The organism is Pseudomonas sp. NPDC087336 (assembly GCF_044744285.1).
Classification (GTDB): Bacteria; Pseudomonadota; Gammaproteobacteria; order Pseudomonadales; family Pseudomonadaceae; genus Aquipseudomonas.
Genome location: NZ_JBIUYA010000042.1, coordinates 1 through 14,181, shown reverse-complemented (window position 1 = coordinate 14,181; position 14,181 = coordinate 1). Strand labels below are relative to the sequence as shown.

The 14,181-nt window shown below is 59.2% G+C and carries 13 protein-coding genes; 11 read left to right on the top strand and 2 right to left on the bottom strand.

The annotated features are described in order from the left end of the window. Entirely contained in the window at positions 1–384 is a 384-nt protein-coding gene (gene clpS, locus ACIO0C_RS28250) for an ATP-dependent Clp protease adapter ClpS (protein ID WP_020799529.1), read from the bottom strand. 224 nt (positions 385–608) lie between these two features. On the opposite strand from clpS, the gene cspD reads away from it, so the two are divergent. After that, complete coding sequence (gene cspD / locus ACIO0C_RS28245; RefSeq protein WP_401317299.1) at positions 609–875, top strand: cold shock domain-containing protein CspD; 267 nt, start codon at positions 609–611, stop codon at positions 873–875. An 81-nt stretch (positions 876–956) separates the two neighbouring features. Here the strand turns inward: cspD and icd are convergent, their stop codons facing one another. After that, positions 957–2,213, bottom strand: coding sequence for an NADP-dependent isocitrate dehydrogenase (icd, locus tag ACIO0C_RS28240; protein WP_007951441.1), 1,257 nt, complete (start codon positions 2,211–2,213; stop codon positions 957–959). Between the two features lie 495 nt (positions 2,214–2,708). Here icd and ACIO0C_RS28235 point away from each other — a divergent pair, with 495 nt between their 5' ends. From ACIO0C_RS28235 to ndhC, 10 genes are all read left to right on the top strand, one after another. Further along, positions 2,709–4,934 (top strand): NADP-dependent isocitrate dehydrogenase, encoded by a 2,226-nt coding sequence (locus tag ACIO0C_RS28235; protein ID WP_401317295.1) that lies wholly within the window; start codon positions 2,709–2,711, stop codon positions 4,932–4,934. Positions 4,935–5,124: 190 nt separating this feature from the next. After that, positions 5,125–5,571, top strand: coding sequence for an NUDIX hydrolase (locus tag ACIO0C_RS28230; RefSeq protein WP_401317292.1), 447 nt, complete (start codon positions 5,125–5,127; stop codon positions 5,569–5,571). Positions 5,572–5,630: 59 nt separating this feature from the next. Then, complete coding sequence (gene mnmA, locus ACIO0C_RS28225; RefSeq protein WP_401317289.1) at positions 5,631–6,776, top strand: tRNA 2-thiouridine(34) synthase MnmA; 1,146 nt, start codon at positions 5,631–5,633, stop codon at positions 6,774–6,776. Beyond that, the gene (hflD, locus tag ACIO0C_RS28220; protein ID WP_008062011.1) at positions 6,773–7,396 is read left to right on the top strand and encodes a high frequency lysogenization protein HflD; all 624 of its coding nucleotides are present in this window, start codon (positions 6,773–6,775) and stop codon (positions 7,394–7,396) included. Before mnmA ends, hflD begins: the two co-directional genes overlap by 4 nt. A gap of 124 nt (positions 7,397–7,520) precedes the next feature. Continuing rightward, positions 7,521–8,891: an adenylosuccinate lyase gene (gene purB, locus ACIO0C_RS28215; protein ID WP_401317287.1), complete on the top strand. Its 1,371-nt coding sequence runs from the start codon at positions 7,521–7,523 to the stop codon at positions 8,889–8,891. A gap of 86 nt (positions 8,892–8,977) precedes the next feature. Next, on the top strand, positions 8,978–10,147 hold the full coding sequence (locus ACIO0C_RS28210; protein ID WP_401317286.1) for a JmjC domain-containing protein: 1,170 nt from the start codon (positions 8,978–8,980) through the stop codon (positions 10,145–10,147). After that, on the top strand, positions 10,140–10,562 hold the full coding sequence (locus ACIO0C_RS28205; RefSeq protein ID WP_401317284.1) for a GNAT family N-acetyltransferase: 423 nt from the start codon (positions 10,140–10,142) through the stop codon (positions 10,560–10,562). Before ACIO0C_RS28210 ends, ACIO0C_RS28205 begins: the two co-directional genes overlap by 8 nt. A 234-nt stretch (positions 10,563–10,796) precedes the next feature. After that, complete coding sequence (locus ACIO0C_RS28200) at positions 10,797–11,558, top strand: secretin N-terminal domain-containing protein (RefSeq protein ID WP_401317282.1); 762 nt, start codon at positions 10,797–10,799, stop codon at positions 11,556–11,558. A gap of 473 nt (positions 11,559–12,031) precedes the next feature. Beyond that, positions 12,032–13,357, top strand: coding sequence for an isocitrate lyase (aceA, locus tag ACIO0C_RS28195; RefSeq protein WP_019689825.1), 1,326 nt, complete (start codon positions 12,032–12,034; stop codon positions 13,355–13,357). Positions 13,358–13,936: 579 nt separating this feature from the next. Continuing rightward, positions 13,937–14,181: NADH-quinone oxidoreductase subunit A (ndhC, locus tag ACIO0C_RS28190; RefSeq protein WP_401317280.1), on the top strand; the 245-nt coding region annotated here is incomplete at its 3' end.

The following is a 14,181-nucleotide window of genomic DNA, read 5'->3' as shown; positions in this document are numbered from 1 at the left end:
TTAACCGTCCTTCTCGATTTCACAGAGTAGCGGATGCTGGCTTTCCCTGGCGTACTGGTTGACCTGCATGGCCTTTGTCTCGGCGATGTCGCGGGTAAACACTCCACATACTGCCCGTCCTTCTGTATGGACGGCCAGCATGACCTTGGTCGCCAGCTCGCGATTCAGGTTAAAAAACACCTCGAGCACTTCGACGACGAAATCCATCGGTGTGTAGTCATCATTGAACAAAACCACCTTGTACATCGGCGGCGCCTGTAAAGCAGGCTTGGCCTCCTGAACAGCAATGCCTGCGGAATCGTCGTCGTGTTCCTCCGGGCGATCTTTCTGGAGAGTCGGGCGATCCTGATTGAATGTTAGTCGAATCTGGCTGATTGCATGCATGGAAAGAAAGGTTCGTCAGTTGTGCAAATACAGTGGTGGGGGCGGTCTTGGGCGATTTCAACTCCGACTGCCTGGTCACCTTGACTATCGGCAAAACGGTGTTACAACCAATAGAGCCCACAGTGGGTAAAAAAGGTCCGCGGAGTCAACTTTTTTCCTAAGAAGTGACTGCGGATGTACTGGATGATACTCCAGTGATGGAGTCTGTTGCAGAGGGAGTTGGTATGTCAGGTGTCAAGGTCAGTGGCAAGGTGAAATGGTTCAACAACGCCAAGGGTTACGGTTTCATCAACGAGGACGGCAAAACGGAAGACCTGTTTGCTCACTACTCGGCCATTCAAATGGAAGGTTATAAAACCCTGAAAGCCGGGCAAGCCGTTGTCTTCGAGATAATCCAGGGGCCAAAAGGCCTGCATGCGGTCAACATCGGCGCCCCTGTCGATCCGACGAAGGCCACCACACCTGCTACGCAACAGACAGTTACGGTTTAACGCAGAACCGTCATCCAGTCATAAAAAAACCGCCCGACTCATTCATCTGAATCGGGCGGTTTTTGTACGCCTGTCGTTTACCTACATGTGCTTGATCAGTGCTTCACCGAACCCGGACGACGAAACCAGCGTGGCGCCTTCCATCAGGCGTTCGAAGTCATAGGTCACGGTCTTGGCCTTGATCGCGCCATTGGTGCCCTTGATGATCAGGTCCGCCGCCTCGGTCCAGCCCAGATGGCGCAGCATCATTTCTGCCGAAAGGATCACCGAACCCGGGTTGACCTGGTCCTTGCCGGCATACTTCGGCGCAGTACCGTGGGTAGCTTCGAACATGGCCACGGTGTCGGACAAGTTGGCACCCGGTGCGATACCGATACCCCCCACTTCCGCCGCCAGGGCGTCGGAGAGGTAGTCACCGTTGAGGTTCAGGGTGGCGATCACATCGTACTCGGCTGGACGCAGCAGGATCTGCTGGAGCATGGCGTCGGCGATGGCGTCCTTGACGACGACTTCGCGGCCGGTTTTCGGGTTCTTGAATTTCATCCACGGGCCGCCATCGAGCAGCTCGGCGCCGAATTCTTCCTTCGCCACCTCATAGCCCCAGTCCTTGAAGGCGCCTTCGGTGAATTTCATGATGTTGCCCTTGTGCACGATGGTCAGCGACTTACGGTCGTTATCCACCACATATTGCAGGGCCTTGCGCACCAGACGCTTGGTGCCTTCCTTGGAAACCGGCTTGATGCCGATGCCGCAGTCCTGGTCGAAACGGATCTTGGTGACGCCCATTTCTTCTTTCAGGAACTTGATGACTTTAGTGGCTTCCGGCGAGCCGGCCTTCCACTCGATACCGGCATAGATGTCTTCGGAGTTCTCGCGGAAGATCACCATGTCCACGTCGCCAGGTTTTTTCACCGGGCTTGGCACACCTTCGAACCACACCACCGGGCGCAGGCACACATACAGATCCAACTGCTGGCGCAGGGCAACGTTGAGCGAGCGGATACCGCCACCGACCGGCGTGGTCAGCGGCCCCTTGATGGAAACGACGTAATCTTTCACGGCATCCAGGGTTTCCTGGGGCAGCCAGGTGTCCTGGTCATAGACTTGTGTTGCTTTTTCGCCAGCATAGACTTCCATCCAGGAAATCTTGCGCTTGCCCCCGTAGGCCTTTTCCACGGCAGCATCGACAACCTTGATCATGACGGGGCTGACGTCGACGCCAATGCCGTCGCCTTCAATGAACGGGATGATCGGATTATCAGGAACATTGAGAGAATGGTCTGCATTGACGGTGATTTTGTCGCCGACGGCTGGAACCTGAATCTTCTTGTAACCCATGCTGAACTCCATTGATTGGATTGAACATCTGGCTTGGTTCGAGCGTAACCCAGTTAAATCGGCGCGCAAACCCTATGTTCTATCGATAGGCCGCAAAGCCATGCAACCCGCGACCTACAAGCCTGAAAACAAAGGGAAAAGCGCCAAACTCAAGCATAACGGATCACCTTACGCCCTGCCCGTCCCTGCGACCTTTAGACCAATGGACGACAAACGTTGTGTATGAACCATCGGCAGATTGCCAGCTACCTATGTATAATGCCGCCGCTGACTAAAGGGTCACGTCAGGCTGAACAGCTCTACGACGAGTGTTTTCGCCCGATGAGACGGTCTGCTACCGCAGCCCGCCTACTTTGACGCCCTACTGATGCACCCAACATCACAGCAACGAAATCTCGATATTCGGCTCATGGATGACTTTGAACGAACGCGCTTACCCGGCGCCCCTCGAGTTTCTGCGCACGCTTTAGCAAAGAAGAGAGAGTTAATCCGAATATGCCCACCCGCTCGAAGATCATCTATACCTTCACCGACGAAGCTCCCGCCCTCGCCACCTATTCACTGTTGCCTATCGTAGAGGCGTTCACCGCCTCAGCTGATATCGCCGTTGAAACCCGCGATATCTCTCTTGCAGGGCGCATCCTGGCCAGCTTCCCCGAGCAATTGGGTGATAAAGCCGTAGCCGACCACCTCGCCGAACTGGGCGCCCTGGCCGTTACGCCTGAAGCCAACATCATCAAGCTGCCGAACATCAGCGCCTCGGTTCCGCAGCTGCAAGCCGCGATCAAGGAATTGCAAGCCCAGGGCTACGCCCTGCCGGACTACCCGGAAACCGTGACCTGCGACGCCGACAAAGAAGCCAAGGCGCGCTACGACAAGGTCAAGGGCAGCGCCGTGAACCCGGTACTGCGCGAAGGCAACTCCGACCGTCGCGCTCCGCTGTCGGTAAAGAACTATGCGCGCAAGCACCCGCACAAAATGGGCGCCTGGGCTGCGGACTCCAAGTCCCACGTCGCGCACATGAGCAGCGGTGACTTCTACGGCAGCGAAAAAGCCGCCCTGATCGACGCCCCTGGCGCGGTCAAGATCGAACTGATCGCTCAAGACGGCACCACCACCGTCCTGAAAGAAAAAACCAGCGTTCAGGCTGGCGAGATCCTCGACTGCGCCGTAATGAGCAAAAACGCCCTGCGCGCCTTCATCGCCGCTGAAATCGAAAGCGCCAAAGCACAAGGCGTGCTGCTGTCGGTTCACCTGAAAGCCACCATGATGAAGGTCTCAGACCCGATCATGTTCGGCCAGATCGTTGCCGAGTTCTACAAGGACGCCCTGGCCAAGCACGCTGACGTGCTGGCGCAGATCGGCTTCAACCTGAACAACGGCATCGGCGACCTGTACTCGCGCATCAAGGCCTTGCCTGCCGAGCAGCAAGCCGCCATCGAAGCGGACATCCAGGCGGTCTACGCCGTTCGTCCGTCGCTGGCCATGGTCAACTCCGACAAAGGCATCACCAACCTGCACGTGCCGAGCGACGTCATCGTCGACGCCTCGATGCCGGCGATGATCCGTGACTCCGGCAAGATGTGGGGCACCGACGGCCAGCTGCACGACACCAAGGCCGTGATCCCGGATCGCTGCTACGCCACCATCTACCAAGCGGTCATCGAAGACTGCAAGGCCAATGGCGCGTTCGATCCAACCACCATGGGCAGCGTGCCGAACGTTGGCCTGATGGCGAAAAAAGCCGAAGAATACGGCTCCCACGACAAGACGTTCCAGATCAAGACCAACGGTGTTGTCCGCGTGACCGACACCAACGGCACCCTGCTGCTGGAACAGTCAGTTGAAGCCGGCGACATCTTCCGCATGTGCCAGACCAAAGACGCGCCGATCCAGGACTGGGTCAAGCTGGCCGTCAACCGTGCTCGCGCAAGCAGCACTCCGGCGATCTTCTGGCTGGACCCGATGCGTGCCCACGACGGCGTTGTGATCGAGAAAGTCCAGGCTTACCTGAAGGATCACGACACTGCCGGCCTGGACATCCAGATCATGGCACCTGTCGACGCGATGAAGTTCACCCTGCAGCGCACTCGCGCAGGCAAAGACACCATCTCGGTAACCGGCAACGTATTGCGCGACTACCTGACTGACCTGTTCCCGATCATGGAACTGGGCACCAGCGCCAAGATGCTGTCGATCGTTCCGCTGATGAATGGCGGCGGTCTGTTCGAAACCGGCGCTGGCGGTTCGGCTCCCAAGCACGTGCAACAACTGCTGGAAGAAAACTTCCTGCGCTGGGATTCCCTGGGCGAGTTCCTGGCCCTGGCCGCTTCCCTTGAGCATTTGGGCGTGAACTACAACAACCCGAAAGCCCTGGTACTGTCGAAAACCCTGGACCAGGCCACCGGCCAGTTCCTGGACAACAACAAGTCGCCATCGCGCAAAGTCGGCAACATCGACAACCGCGGCAGCCACTTCTACCTGGCGCTGTACTGGGCTCAAGCCCTGGCCGCCCAGACCGAAGATGCTGCACTGCAAGCGCAGTTCGCGCCCCTGGCCAAGACCCTGACCGAGAACGAAGCAACCATCGTTGCCGAGCTCAACGCCGTTCAAGGCAAGCCAGTGGACATCGGCGGTTACTACCACGCCGACGCCGAGCTGATCAGCAAGGCCATGCGCCCAAGCGCAACCTTCAACGCGGCGGTTGCTGCGTTGGTTTAAGGTTGTTAGGGAACATCACAAACCCCGGCCATGTGCCGGGGTTTGTGTTTGTGGCTGAAGCACGCAACCCCGTAGGAGCTGGCTTGCCAGCGAAGGCAATTTATCATTCAACACCTTCATTGACTGATCCACCGCATTCGCTGGCAAGCCAGCTCCTACAGGGACAGCATTTCAACATTGAGGGCATTTTATGGACTGGCAACCCCACATCACCGTCGCCACCATCGTCGAGGACAACGGCCGCTTCCTGATGGTCGAGGAACTCAAGCACGGACGCGTGGTGCTCAACCAGCCCGCCGGCCACCTGGACCCGAACGAAACCCTGACCGAAGCCGCGGTGCGCGAAACCCTCGAGGAAACCGGCTGGGACGTCGAACCCACCGGCGTACTGGGCATTTATCTCTATACCGCTCCGAGCAATGGCGTAACCTATCAACGGGTCTGCTTCATCGCCAAATCGCTGAAACATCACCCTGAGTATCAACTGGACGACGGCATCGTGGGCGCCAAGTGGTTGACCCGCGAGGAATTAATCGAGCAGCGCGACAACTGGCGCAGCGAACTGATTATCCGTTGCATTGACGACTATCTGGACGGAAAACACTTCGGCCTCGAATTGATCCGCCCTTCTCTTTAGCCTTGCAGGCCCGAGCCTGTTAGAATCGCGTCCTTTTTCAAGACACTCATTGAATCCCTATGCGTGATCCAGCCCCTTCTGACACACAAAAGAAGCGCGTCATTGTCGGCATGTCCGGCGGCGTGGACTCTTCCGTTTCCGCCCTCCTGCTGATCGAGCAGGGCTATGAGGTGGAAGGCCTGTTCATGAAGAACTGGGAAGAAGACGACGGAACCGAATATTGCACCGCCATGGATGACCTGGCGGACGCCCAGGCCGTGTGCGACAAGATTGGCATCAAGCTGCACACCGCCAACTTCGCCGCCGAGTACTGGGACAACGTGTTCGAGCACTTCCTGGCCGAATATAAGGCCGGGCGCACGCCGAACCCGGACATCCTGTGCAACCGCGAGATCAAGTTCAAGGCGTTCCTCGACTACGCCATGATGCTCGGCGCCGATCTGATCGCTACCGGCCACTACGTACGCCGCCGCGACATCGACGGCCGCACCGAACTGCTCAAGGGCCTGGACCCGAACAAGGACCAGAGCTACTTCCTGCACGCCGTTGGCGGTGAACAGATCGCCAAGACCCTGTTCCCGGTCGGCGAGCTGGAAAAACCCCAGGTTCGCGCAATCGCCGAGAAATACGAGCTGGCGACCGCGAAAAAGAAGGATTCCACCGGCATCTGCTTTATCGGCGAACGGCGCTTCAGCGACTTCCTCAAGCAATACCTGCCGGCGCAACCGGGCGAGATCAAGACCACCGAAGGTGAAATCATCGGCCGCCATCATGGCCTGATGTACCACACCATCGGCCAACGCCAGGGCCTGGGCATCGGCGGCCTGAAAGACGCCAGCGACGAGCCGTGGTACGTGCTGATCAAGGACCTGGAACACAACGAGCTGATCGTTGGCCAGGGTAACGATCACCCGTGGCTGTTCTCCCGCGCCCTGCTCGCTTCGGATATCTATTGGGTCAACCCGATCGACCTGAGCCAGCCGCGCAGGCTGACCGCCAAGGTACGTTATCGCCAGGGCGACCAGCCCTGCACCCTGGAGAAAACCGCTACCGGCTATCGTGCGACCTTCGATGACCCGCAACGCGCGGTCACTCCAGGCCAATCCGTGGTGTTCTACGACGGCGAGATTTGCCTCGGCGGCGGCGCGATCGAAGTCGCGGAGCCATGGACAAGCAAGAGCACCAGTAAAGGCCAGGCCCAATGAGCCCGACCCAGGAGCAACTGACGGCGCTGGGCGGCGTATTTCTCGCCGCCGTACTGGTCGACAAGATCGCCAAGACCGGCCAGACCAACGAGGCCGGCCTGACCTGCATGCTCGGCAGCCTGCTGATTCGCGACCCCAAGGACACCCTGGAAGTCTATGGCGGCGACGATATCAACTTGCGCGAAGGCTATCGCGCCTTGATCGGCGCCCTGGAACGCGACCCGAGCGCCCTGCAGCGCGAACCGCTGCGCTACGCCCTGGCCATGCTGGGCCTGGAGCGTCAGCTGGCCAAGCGCGAGGACATGCTGGAGGTCATCGGCAAACGCCTGCCGCAGATCCAGTCCCAGGTTGAGCACTTCGGCCCGGCCCACGAAAACGTGATCGCCGCGTGCGGCGCGCTGTACCAGGACACCCTGAGCACCCTGCGCCAACGCATTCAGGTGCACGGCGACATGCGCAACCTGCAGCAACCGAGTAATGCCTCGAAAATCCGCGCCCTGCTGCTGGCCGGCATTCGCTCGGCACGCCTGTGGCGGCAATTGGGCGGGCATCGCTGGCAGCTGGTGATCAGCCGCCGCAAATTGCTGAAAGAGCTTTACCCATTGATGCGTAACGAATAACCCGCATCGACAGCACCGAACTTAGTAATACGCGTAATACGCCGGTCAGTTGGCGACGGACCGGCGGATTTTTTCATGTATGATACGCGCCCCATTTCGTTGCCCGACTGTCCGAGAACACCCCATGCAGCTCTCTTCGCTCACTGCGGTTTCCCCTGTTGACGGCCGCTACGCCGGCAAAACCCAGGCCCTGCGCCCAATTTTCAGCGAGTACGGCCTGATCCGTGCCCGCGTCCTGGTTGAAGTGCGCTGGCTCCAGCGCCTGGCCGCTCACCCTGCCATCAGCGAAGTGCCGGCGTTCTCCGCCGAAGCCAACGCGGTATTGAACACCCTGGCGGAAAACTTCTCCCTGGAGCACGCCGAGCGTGTCAAAGAGATCGAGCGCACCACCAATCACGACGTAAAAGCCATCGAGTACCTGCTCAAAGAGCAGGCGGCCAAGCTGCCGGAGCTGGCCAAGGTCAGCGAATTCATCCACTTCGCCTGCACCAGCGAGGACATCAACAACCTGTCACACGCCCTGATGCTGCGCGAAGGCCGTGATGACGTGATGCTGCCGCTGATGCGCCAGACCGCCAACGCCATTCGCGAACTGGCCCTCCGTTTCGCCGACGTGCCGATGCTGTCGCGCACTCATGGTCAACCGGCATCGCCAACCACCCTGGGCAAGGAACTGGCGAACGTGGTTTACCGCCTGGAGCGCCAGATCGCCCAGGTCGCTGCCGTTCCACTGCTGGGCAAGATCAACGGCGCTGTCGGCAACTACAACGCTCACCTGTCGGCCTACCCTGAGATCGACTGGGAGGCCAATGCCCGCGCCTTCATCGAAGACGAGCTGGGCCTGGGCTTCAACCCGTACACCACGCAGATCGAACCGCACGACTACATCGCCGAGCTGTTCGACGCGATCGCGCGCTTCAACACCATCCTGATCGACTTCGACCGTGATATCTGGGGCTACATCTCCCTGGGTTATTTCAAGCAGCGCACCATCGCTGGCGAAATCGGCTCGTCGACCATGCCGCACAAGGTCAACCCGATCGACTTCGAAAACTCCGAAGGCAACCTGGGCATCGCCAACGCGCTGTTCCAGCACCTGGCGAGCAAGCTGCCGATCTCCCGCTGGCAGCGCGACCTGACCGACTCCACCGTACTGCGCAACCTCGGTGTTGGCTTCGCCCACAGCGTGATCGCGTACGAAGCCAGCCTCAAGGGCATCAGCAAGCTGGAGCTCAACGAGCAGAAGATTGCCGCTGACCTGGACGCCTGCTGGGAAGTGTTGGCCGAGCCAATCCAGACGGTCATGCGTCGCTACAACATCGAAAATCCGTACGAAAAGCTGAAAGAATTGACCCGCGGCAAGGGCATCAGCCCTCAAGCGCTGCAAACTTTCATCGACGGCCTGGACATGCCAGCCGCCGCCAAGGCCGAGCTGAAACTGCTCACCCCGGCGAACTACATCGGCAACGCTGTAGCGCAAGCCAAACGCATCTGATCGACCGCTTGACCCTTTTAAGACGCCCGGCCGCGCCGGGCGTTTTTATTCCCGTATGAAAAGTGCTTTTTTTCAATAGGTTACACATGAATCCTGACATTCCTCTTCAACTTCTGGGCGGCATCACGGCACGCGAGTTCCTGCGCGACTACTGGCAGAAAAAACCGCTGTTGATCCGCCAGGCGATTCCCGATTTCGAAAGCCCGATCGATGCCGACGAACTGGCCGGCCTGGCGCTGGAAGAAGAAGTCGAATCGCGCCTGATCATCGAGAACGGCGAGCGCCCATGGGAATTGCGTCGCGGCCCGTTCGCTGAAGACGAGTTCAGCAAATTGCCGGAGCGCGAGTGGACCCTGCTGGTGCAAGCCGTCGACCAGTTCGTGCCGGAAGTCAGCGAGCTGCTGGAGCACTTCCGCTTCCTGCCGAGCTGGCGCATCGACGACGTGATGATCAGCTTCGCCGCCCCCGGTGGCAGCGTCGGTCCGCACTTCGACAACTACGACGTTTTCCTGTTGCAAGGCCACGGCAAGCGCAACTGGAAAATCGGCCAGATGTGCGACTCCGAAAGCCCGCTGCTGCAACACGCGGACCTGCGCATCCTCGCCGACTTCGAAGCAACCGATGAATGGGTGCTGGAACCGGGCGACATGCTCTACCTGCCGCCGCGACTGGCCCACTGCGGCGTGGCCGTCGACGACTGCCTGACCTACTCCGTGGGTTTCCGCGCACCGAGCGCCGCTGAAGTGCTGACCCACTTCACCGACTTCCTCAGCCAGTTCCTGCCGGACGAAGAGCGCTACACCGACGCCGACGCCCTGCCTGCGGCCGATCCGCACCAGATCCAGCACGACGCCCTCGACCGCCTGAAAAGCCTGCTGGCCGAGCACATGAGCGACGAGCGCCTGCTGCTGACCTGGTTCGGCCAGTTCATGACCGAGCCACGCTATCCGGAACTGGTGGTCGGCCCTGAAGACCTCGAGGAAGACGACGTTCTGGGCGCACTGGAACAAGGCGCAGTATTGATCCGCAACCCGAGCGCGCGCCTGGCCTGGTCGGAAGTCGATGACGACCTGCTGCTGTTCGCCAGCGGCCAGAGCCGTTACCTGCCGGGCAAACTGCGCGAGCTGCTGAAGATGATCTGCGCCGCCGACGCCCTGCACGTCGACAACCTGGGTGACTGGTTGTCCGACGAAGACGGCCGCGGCCTGCTGTGCGAACTGGTCAAGCAAGGAAGCCTGGGGTTTGCCGATGAATAAGATTCACGTACGTGTCGCAGACTGGCAGAAGGACAACGCCGAGATCCGGCGCATTCGTGAAGCGGTGTTCGTCGCCGAGCAATCGGTGCCACCCGAGCTGGAATGGGATGCCGATGATGTGACGGCCGTGCACTTCCTGGCCCTCGAAGGCGACTTTCCGGTGGGCACCGCCCGCCTGCTGCCAGACGGTCACGTCGGCCGGGTGTCGGTGCTCAAGGACTGGCGCGGCCTCAAAGTCGGCGATGCGCTGATGCACGCGGTGATCGGTGAAGCCGAAGAGCGCGGACTGAAGCAGCAGATGCTCAGCGCCCAGGTGCAAGCCACGGCGTTCTATGAGCGCCTGGGCTTCCACATGGTCAGTGAGGAGTTCCTGGAAGCAGGGATTCCGCATGTGGACATGGTCCGCCACAGCTAAGATCAAAAGCTGGCAGCACATCACAAAACGCCCCGCCATCCTCGGATGCCGGGGCGTTTTGCTGTCCAGGACTCAACTTGCCCCACCCTGAGCCGACAAACTGGCAACATCAATACCTGTAGGAGCGAGCTTGCTCGCGATGGTCGTCAACGATGACACTTGAAGCCTGACACCCAGCGGTGCTCTCACGTCCATCGCGAGCAAGCTCGCTCCTACACAACGGAGATAACGGATATGTCCCTACGCACCCTGCTCACCACACTGCTGGTTAGCTGCAGTTTTTCGCTCATGGCAGCCACCGAAATCGTGCCGCTGAACTACCACACCAGCGCCGACATGTTGCCGGTGGCGCAGGATTTCATCGGCAAGGAAGGCCAGGTCAGCGCCTATGGCAATCAACTCATCGTCAACGCCGATCAGCGCAAGATCGACGAACTTAAAGCCATGTTGAACCAACTCGATACCGCACCCAAACGCCTGCTGATCACCGTCGACACCAACGAAAACAACATCCAGGGCGATCAGGGTTACTCGGTGAACGGCGCCAAGCCGAGCCAGACCCGCATCATCAGCCACAGCACCGCCAGCCGCGAAGGTGGCATCCAGCAAATCCAGGCCACCGACGGTATGCCGGCGCTGATCCAGGTCGGCCAGAGCGTTCCGCTGACCAGCACCCAGAGCGACAGCTACGGCGATCTGCGCAGCCAGACCGAATATCGCAATGTCACCCAGGGTTTTTACGTCACCGCCAACGTCACCGGCGAGATCGTTCACCTGTCGATCAGTACCAACCGTGACCGCATGAGCCAGGAGCGTCCCGATGTAGTGAACGTGCAAAGCACCGACACAACCGTCACCGGCCGCCTGGGCGAATGGATCCTGCTGGCCGGGGTGAATCGCCAGACACAGGCCGACAAACAGGGCGTGGCCCGCAGCTACGGGACCCAGGGACACGATGACATGACCCTGCGGGTGAAAGTCGATACTTTGGACTGAGACATCAAAAACTGACTGACAAGTCGTATTAGACCAAAGATGTAGTGCACGAAAAAAAGCACTACAAAACGTTTGACGAGCCAAAAAAGCAAAGGCATGATGGCCTCGCTCCCGCTAACCAGGGGCCCTGGCAAGGGCCTTCGAGGCGATGTTCGCACCTACCCCGCGAACCGCTTCGTGTCTGTACCGCCCACAAGGTGTGTTTGACGAGGTTGCCGACTGGAACGAAGTTGTCCCGAGGGACGGAAGCGTAATTAGGTAACCCGGCACCACACTGATGTTCGTACCAAGGCCCACGACGCCCGAATGCGCTCGCAGTTCGCCTTTACCTGCTCACTTCCCCTCGAGCCCATCGTTCATCCCGTCGCCATCCCCGCCGAACCCGACTTGAACGCCTAAGCTTCTGGTCAGCGAGCGCAGGAATTTTCCACCGCAGAACAACTTTTCATAAGACGCGACGAGGTTTATCTCCCATGGCACTGACACGCGAACAGCAAATTGCAGCCCTCGAAAAAGACTGGGCTGAGAACCCGCGCTGGAAAGGCGTGACACGCACTTACTCCGCTGCTGACGTCGTCCGCCTGCGTGGCTCGGTTCAACCTGAGCACACTTTTGCAAAAATGGGCGCCGAGAAGCTGTGGAACCTGGTTACCCAGGGTGCCAAGCCAGCCTTCCGTCCTGAGAAAGATTTCGTCAACTGCATGGGCGCCCTGACTGGCGGCCAGGCTGTACAACAAGTCAAAGCCGGCATCCAGGCGATCTACCTGTCGGGCTGGCAAGTGGCTGCGGACAACAACTCCGCCGAATCGATGTACCCGGACCAGTCGCTGTACCCGGTGGACTCGGTTCCAACCGTGGTCAAGCGCATCAACAACTCGTTCCGTCGTGCCGACCAGATCCAGTGGAAAGCCGGCAAGAACCCGGGCGACGAAGGCTACATCGACTACTTCGCGCCAATCGTGGCTGACGCCGAGGCCGGTTTCGGCGGCGTACTGAACGCCTACGAGCTGATGAAGAGCATGATCGAAGCAGGCGCCGCCGGCGTTCACTTCGAAGACCAGCTGGCTTCCGTGAAAAAATGCGGCCACATGGGCGGCAAGGTACTGGTTCCTACCCAGGAAGCCGTACAGAAGCTGACCGCTGCCCGTCTGGCGGCTGACGTGGCCGGTACTCCGACCATTATCCTGGCCCGTACCGACGCCAACGCCGCTGACCTGCTGACTTCGGACTGCGACCCGTACGACCAGCCATTCGTGACTGGCGAACGTACCCAGGAAGGCTTCTACAAAGTGCGCGCCGGCCTGGACCAGGCGATCGCTCGCGGCCTGGCCTACGCGCCGTACGCCGACCTGATCTGGTGCGAAACCGCCAAGCCAGACCTGGACGAGGCTCGTCGCTTCGCTGAAGCGATCAAGAAGGAATACCCGGACCAACTGCTGTCGTACAACTGCTCGCCTTCCTTCAACTGGAAGAAAAACCTGGACGACGCGACCATCGCCAAGTTCCAGCGCGAACTGTCCGCCATGGGTTACAAGCACCAGTTCATCACCCTGGCCGGCATTCACAACATGTGGCACAGCATGTTCAACCTGGCGCACGACTACGCCCGCAACGACATGACTGCCTACGTGAAGCTGCAGGAGCAGGAATTCGCTGACGCTGCCAAAGGCTACACCTTCGTGGCTCACCAGCAGGAAGTGGGCACCGGCTACTTCGACGACATGACCACCGTGATCCAGGGCGGCTCGTCGTCGGTGACCGCACTGACCGGTTCGACCGAAGAAGAACAGTTCCACTGATCTGCTTCGCCTGAGACATCAGCCGCCGCGGGCCCTATAGAAAGCTAACCGCAGCGCTGCACACCTGACGCCCCGACTGGTTCGGGGCGTTTTTTTTGCCCTTTTCACACACAACACACCCCCTGTAGGAGCGAGGCTTGCCCGCGAAGAATGCACTGCGGTCTACCTGACATACCGCGGCGCGTTCTTCGCGGGCAAGTCGGATCGCCGCACCGCTCACTCCTACAGTTTCCTGCAACTTGCAATAACCGTCATATAAGACAACTTCCCGACGCCCTGACGGATAAACAGTTTAAAAACCACCTCAAACAATATTGATTATCATTTAGACAAAACTATGTTCGTTACATTCCCTACAAAACATAATTCCCGAAAAGCCGGCTAATGCCCGCAACGCAAGGGCTACGGCGCTTTTGCCCCTCGCTATGTCCTTAATCCTATAAATAATTTCGCTATAGGAATTTTACTTGCTGGGTGTTTAGCCATAAAATCAGCGGGATTGATTGCTGCGACATATCGTCACTGCGTTGTTACTTTTTCAAGCTCAGAGACCTTTGCTCTCTGTTAAGGATTTCCAGCATGCCCGAAGCGACAGGACTCATGGCCCACAACTGGGGCTTTGCCATTTTCCTTCTAGGCGTCGTCGGCCTCTGTGCCTTCATGCTGGGCGTCTCCAGCCTCCTTGGGTCAAAAGCCTGGGGCCGCAGCAAAAACGAACCGTTCGAGTCCGGCATGCTACCTACAGGTGGCGCCCGCTTGCGGCTCTCAGCCAAATTCTATCTGGTCGCGATGCTCTTCGTGATCTTCGATATCGAAGCCCTCTT

Bases quoted from the DNA above. Each gene is read 5' to 3' on its own strand.
- clpS (WP_020799529.1), bottom strand. From the start codon at position 384: ATGCATGCAATCAGCCAGATTCGACTAACATTCAATCAGGATCGCCCG.
- cspD (WP_401317299.1), top strand. From the start codon at position 609: ATGTCAGGTGTCAAGGTCAGTGGCAAGGTGAAATGGTTCAACAACGCC.
- icd (WP_007951441.1), bottom strand. From the start codon at position 2,213: ATGGGTTACAAGAAGATTCAGGTTCCAGCCGTCGGCGACAAAATCACC.
- ACIO0C_RS28235 (WP_401317295.1), top strand. From the start codon at position 2,709: ATGCCCACCCGCTCGAAGATCATCTATACCTTCACCGACGAAGCTCCC.
- ACIO0C_RS28230 (WP_401317292.1), top strand. From the start codon at position 5,125: ATGGACTGGCAACCCCACATCACCGTCGCCACCATCGTCGAGGACAAC.
- mnmA (WP_401317289.1), top strand. From the start codon at position 5,631: ATGCGTGATCCAGCCCCTTCTGACACACAAAAGAAGCGCGTCATTGTC.
- hflD (WP_008062011.1), top strand. From the start codon at position 6,773: ATGAGCCCGACCCAGGAGCAACTGACGGCGCTGGGCGGCGTATTTCTC.
- purB (WP_401317287.1), top strand. From the start codon at position 7,521: ATGCAGCTCTCTTCGCTCACTGCGGTTTCCCCTGTTGACGGCCGCTAC.
- ACIO0C_RS28210 (WP_401317286.1), top strand. From the start codon at position 8,978: ATGAATCCTGACATTCCTCTTCAACTTCTGGGCGGCATCACGGCACGC.
- ACIO0C_RS28205 (WP_401317284.1), top strand. From the start codon at position 10,140: ATGAATAAGATTCACGTACGTGTCGCAGACTGGCAGAAGGACAACGCC.
- ACIO0C_RS28200 (WP_401317282.1), top strand. From the start codon at position 10,797: ATGTCCCTACGCACCCTGCTCACCACACTGCTGGTTAGCTGCAGTTTT.
- aceA (WP_019689825.1), top strand. From the start codon at position 12,032: ATGGCACTGACACGCGAACAGCAAATTGCAGCCCTCGAAAAAGACTGG.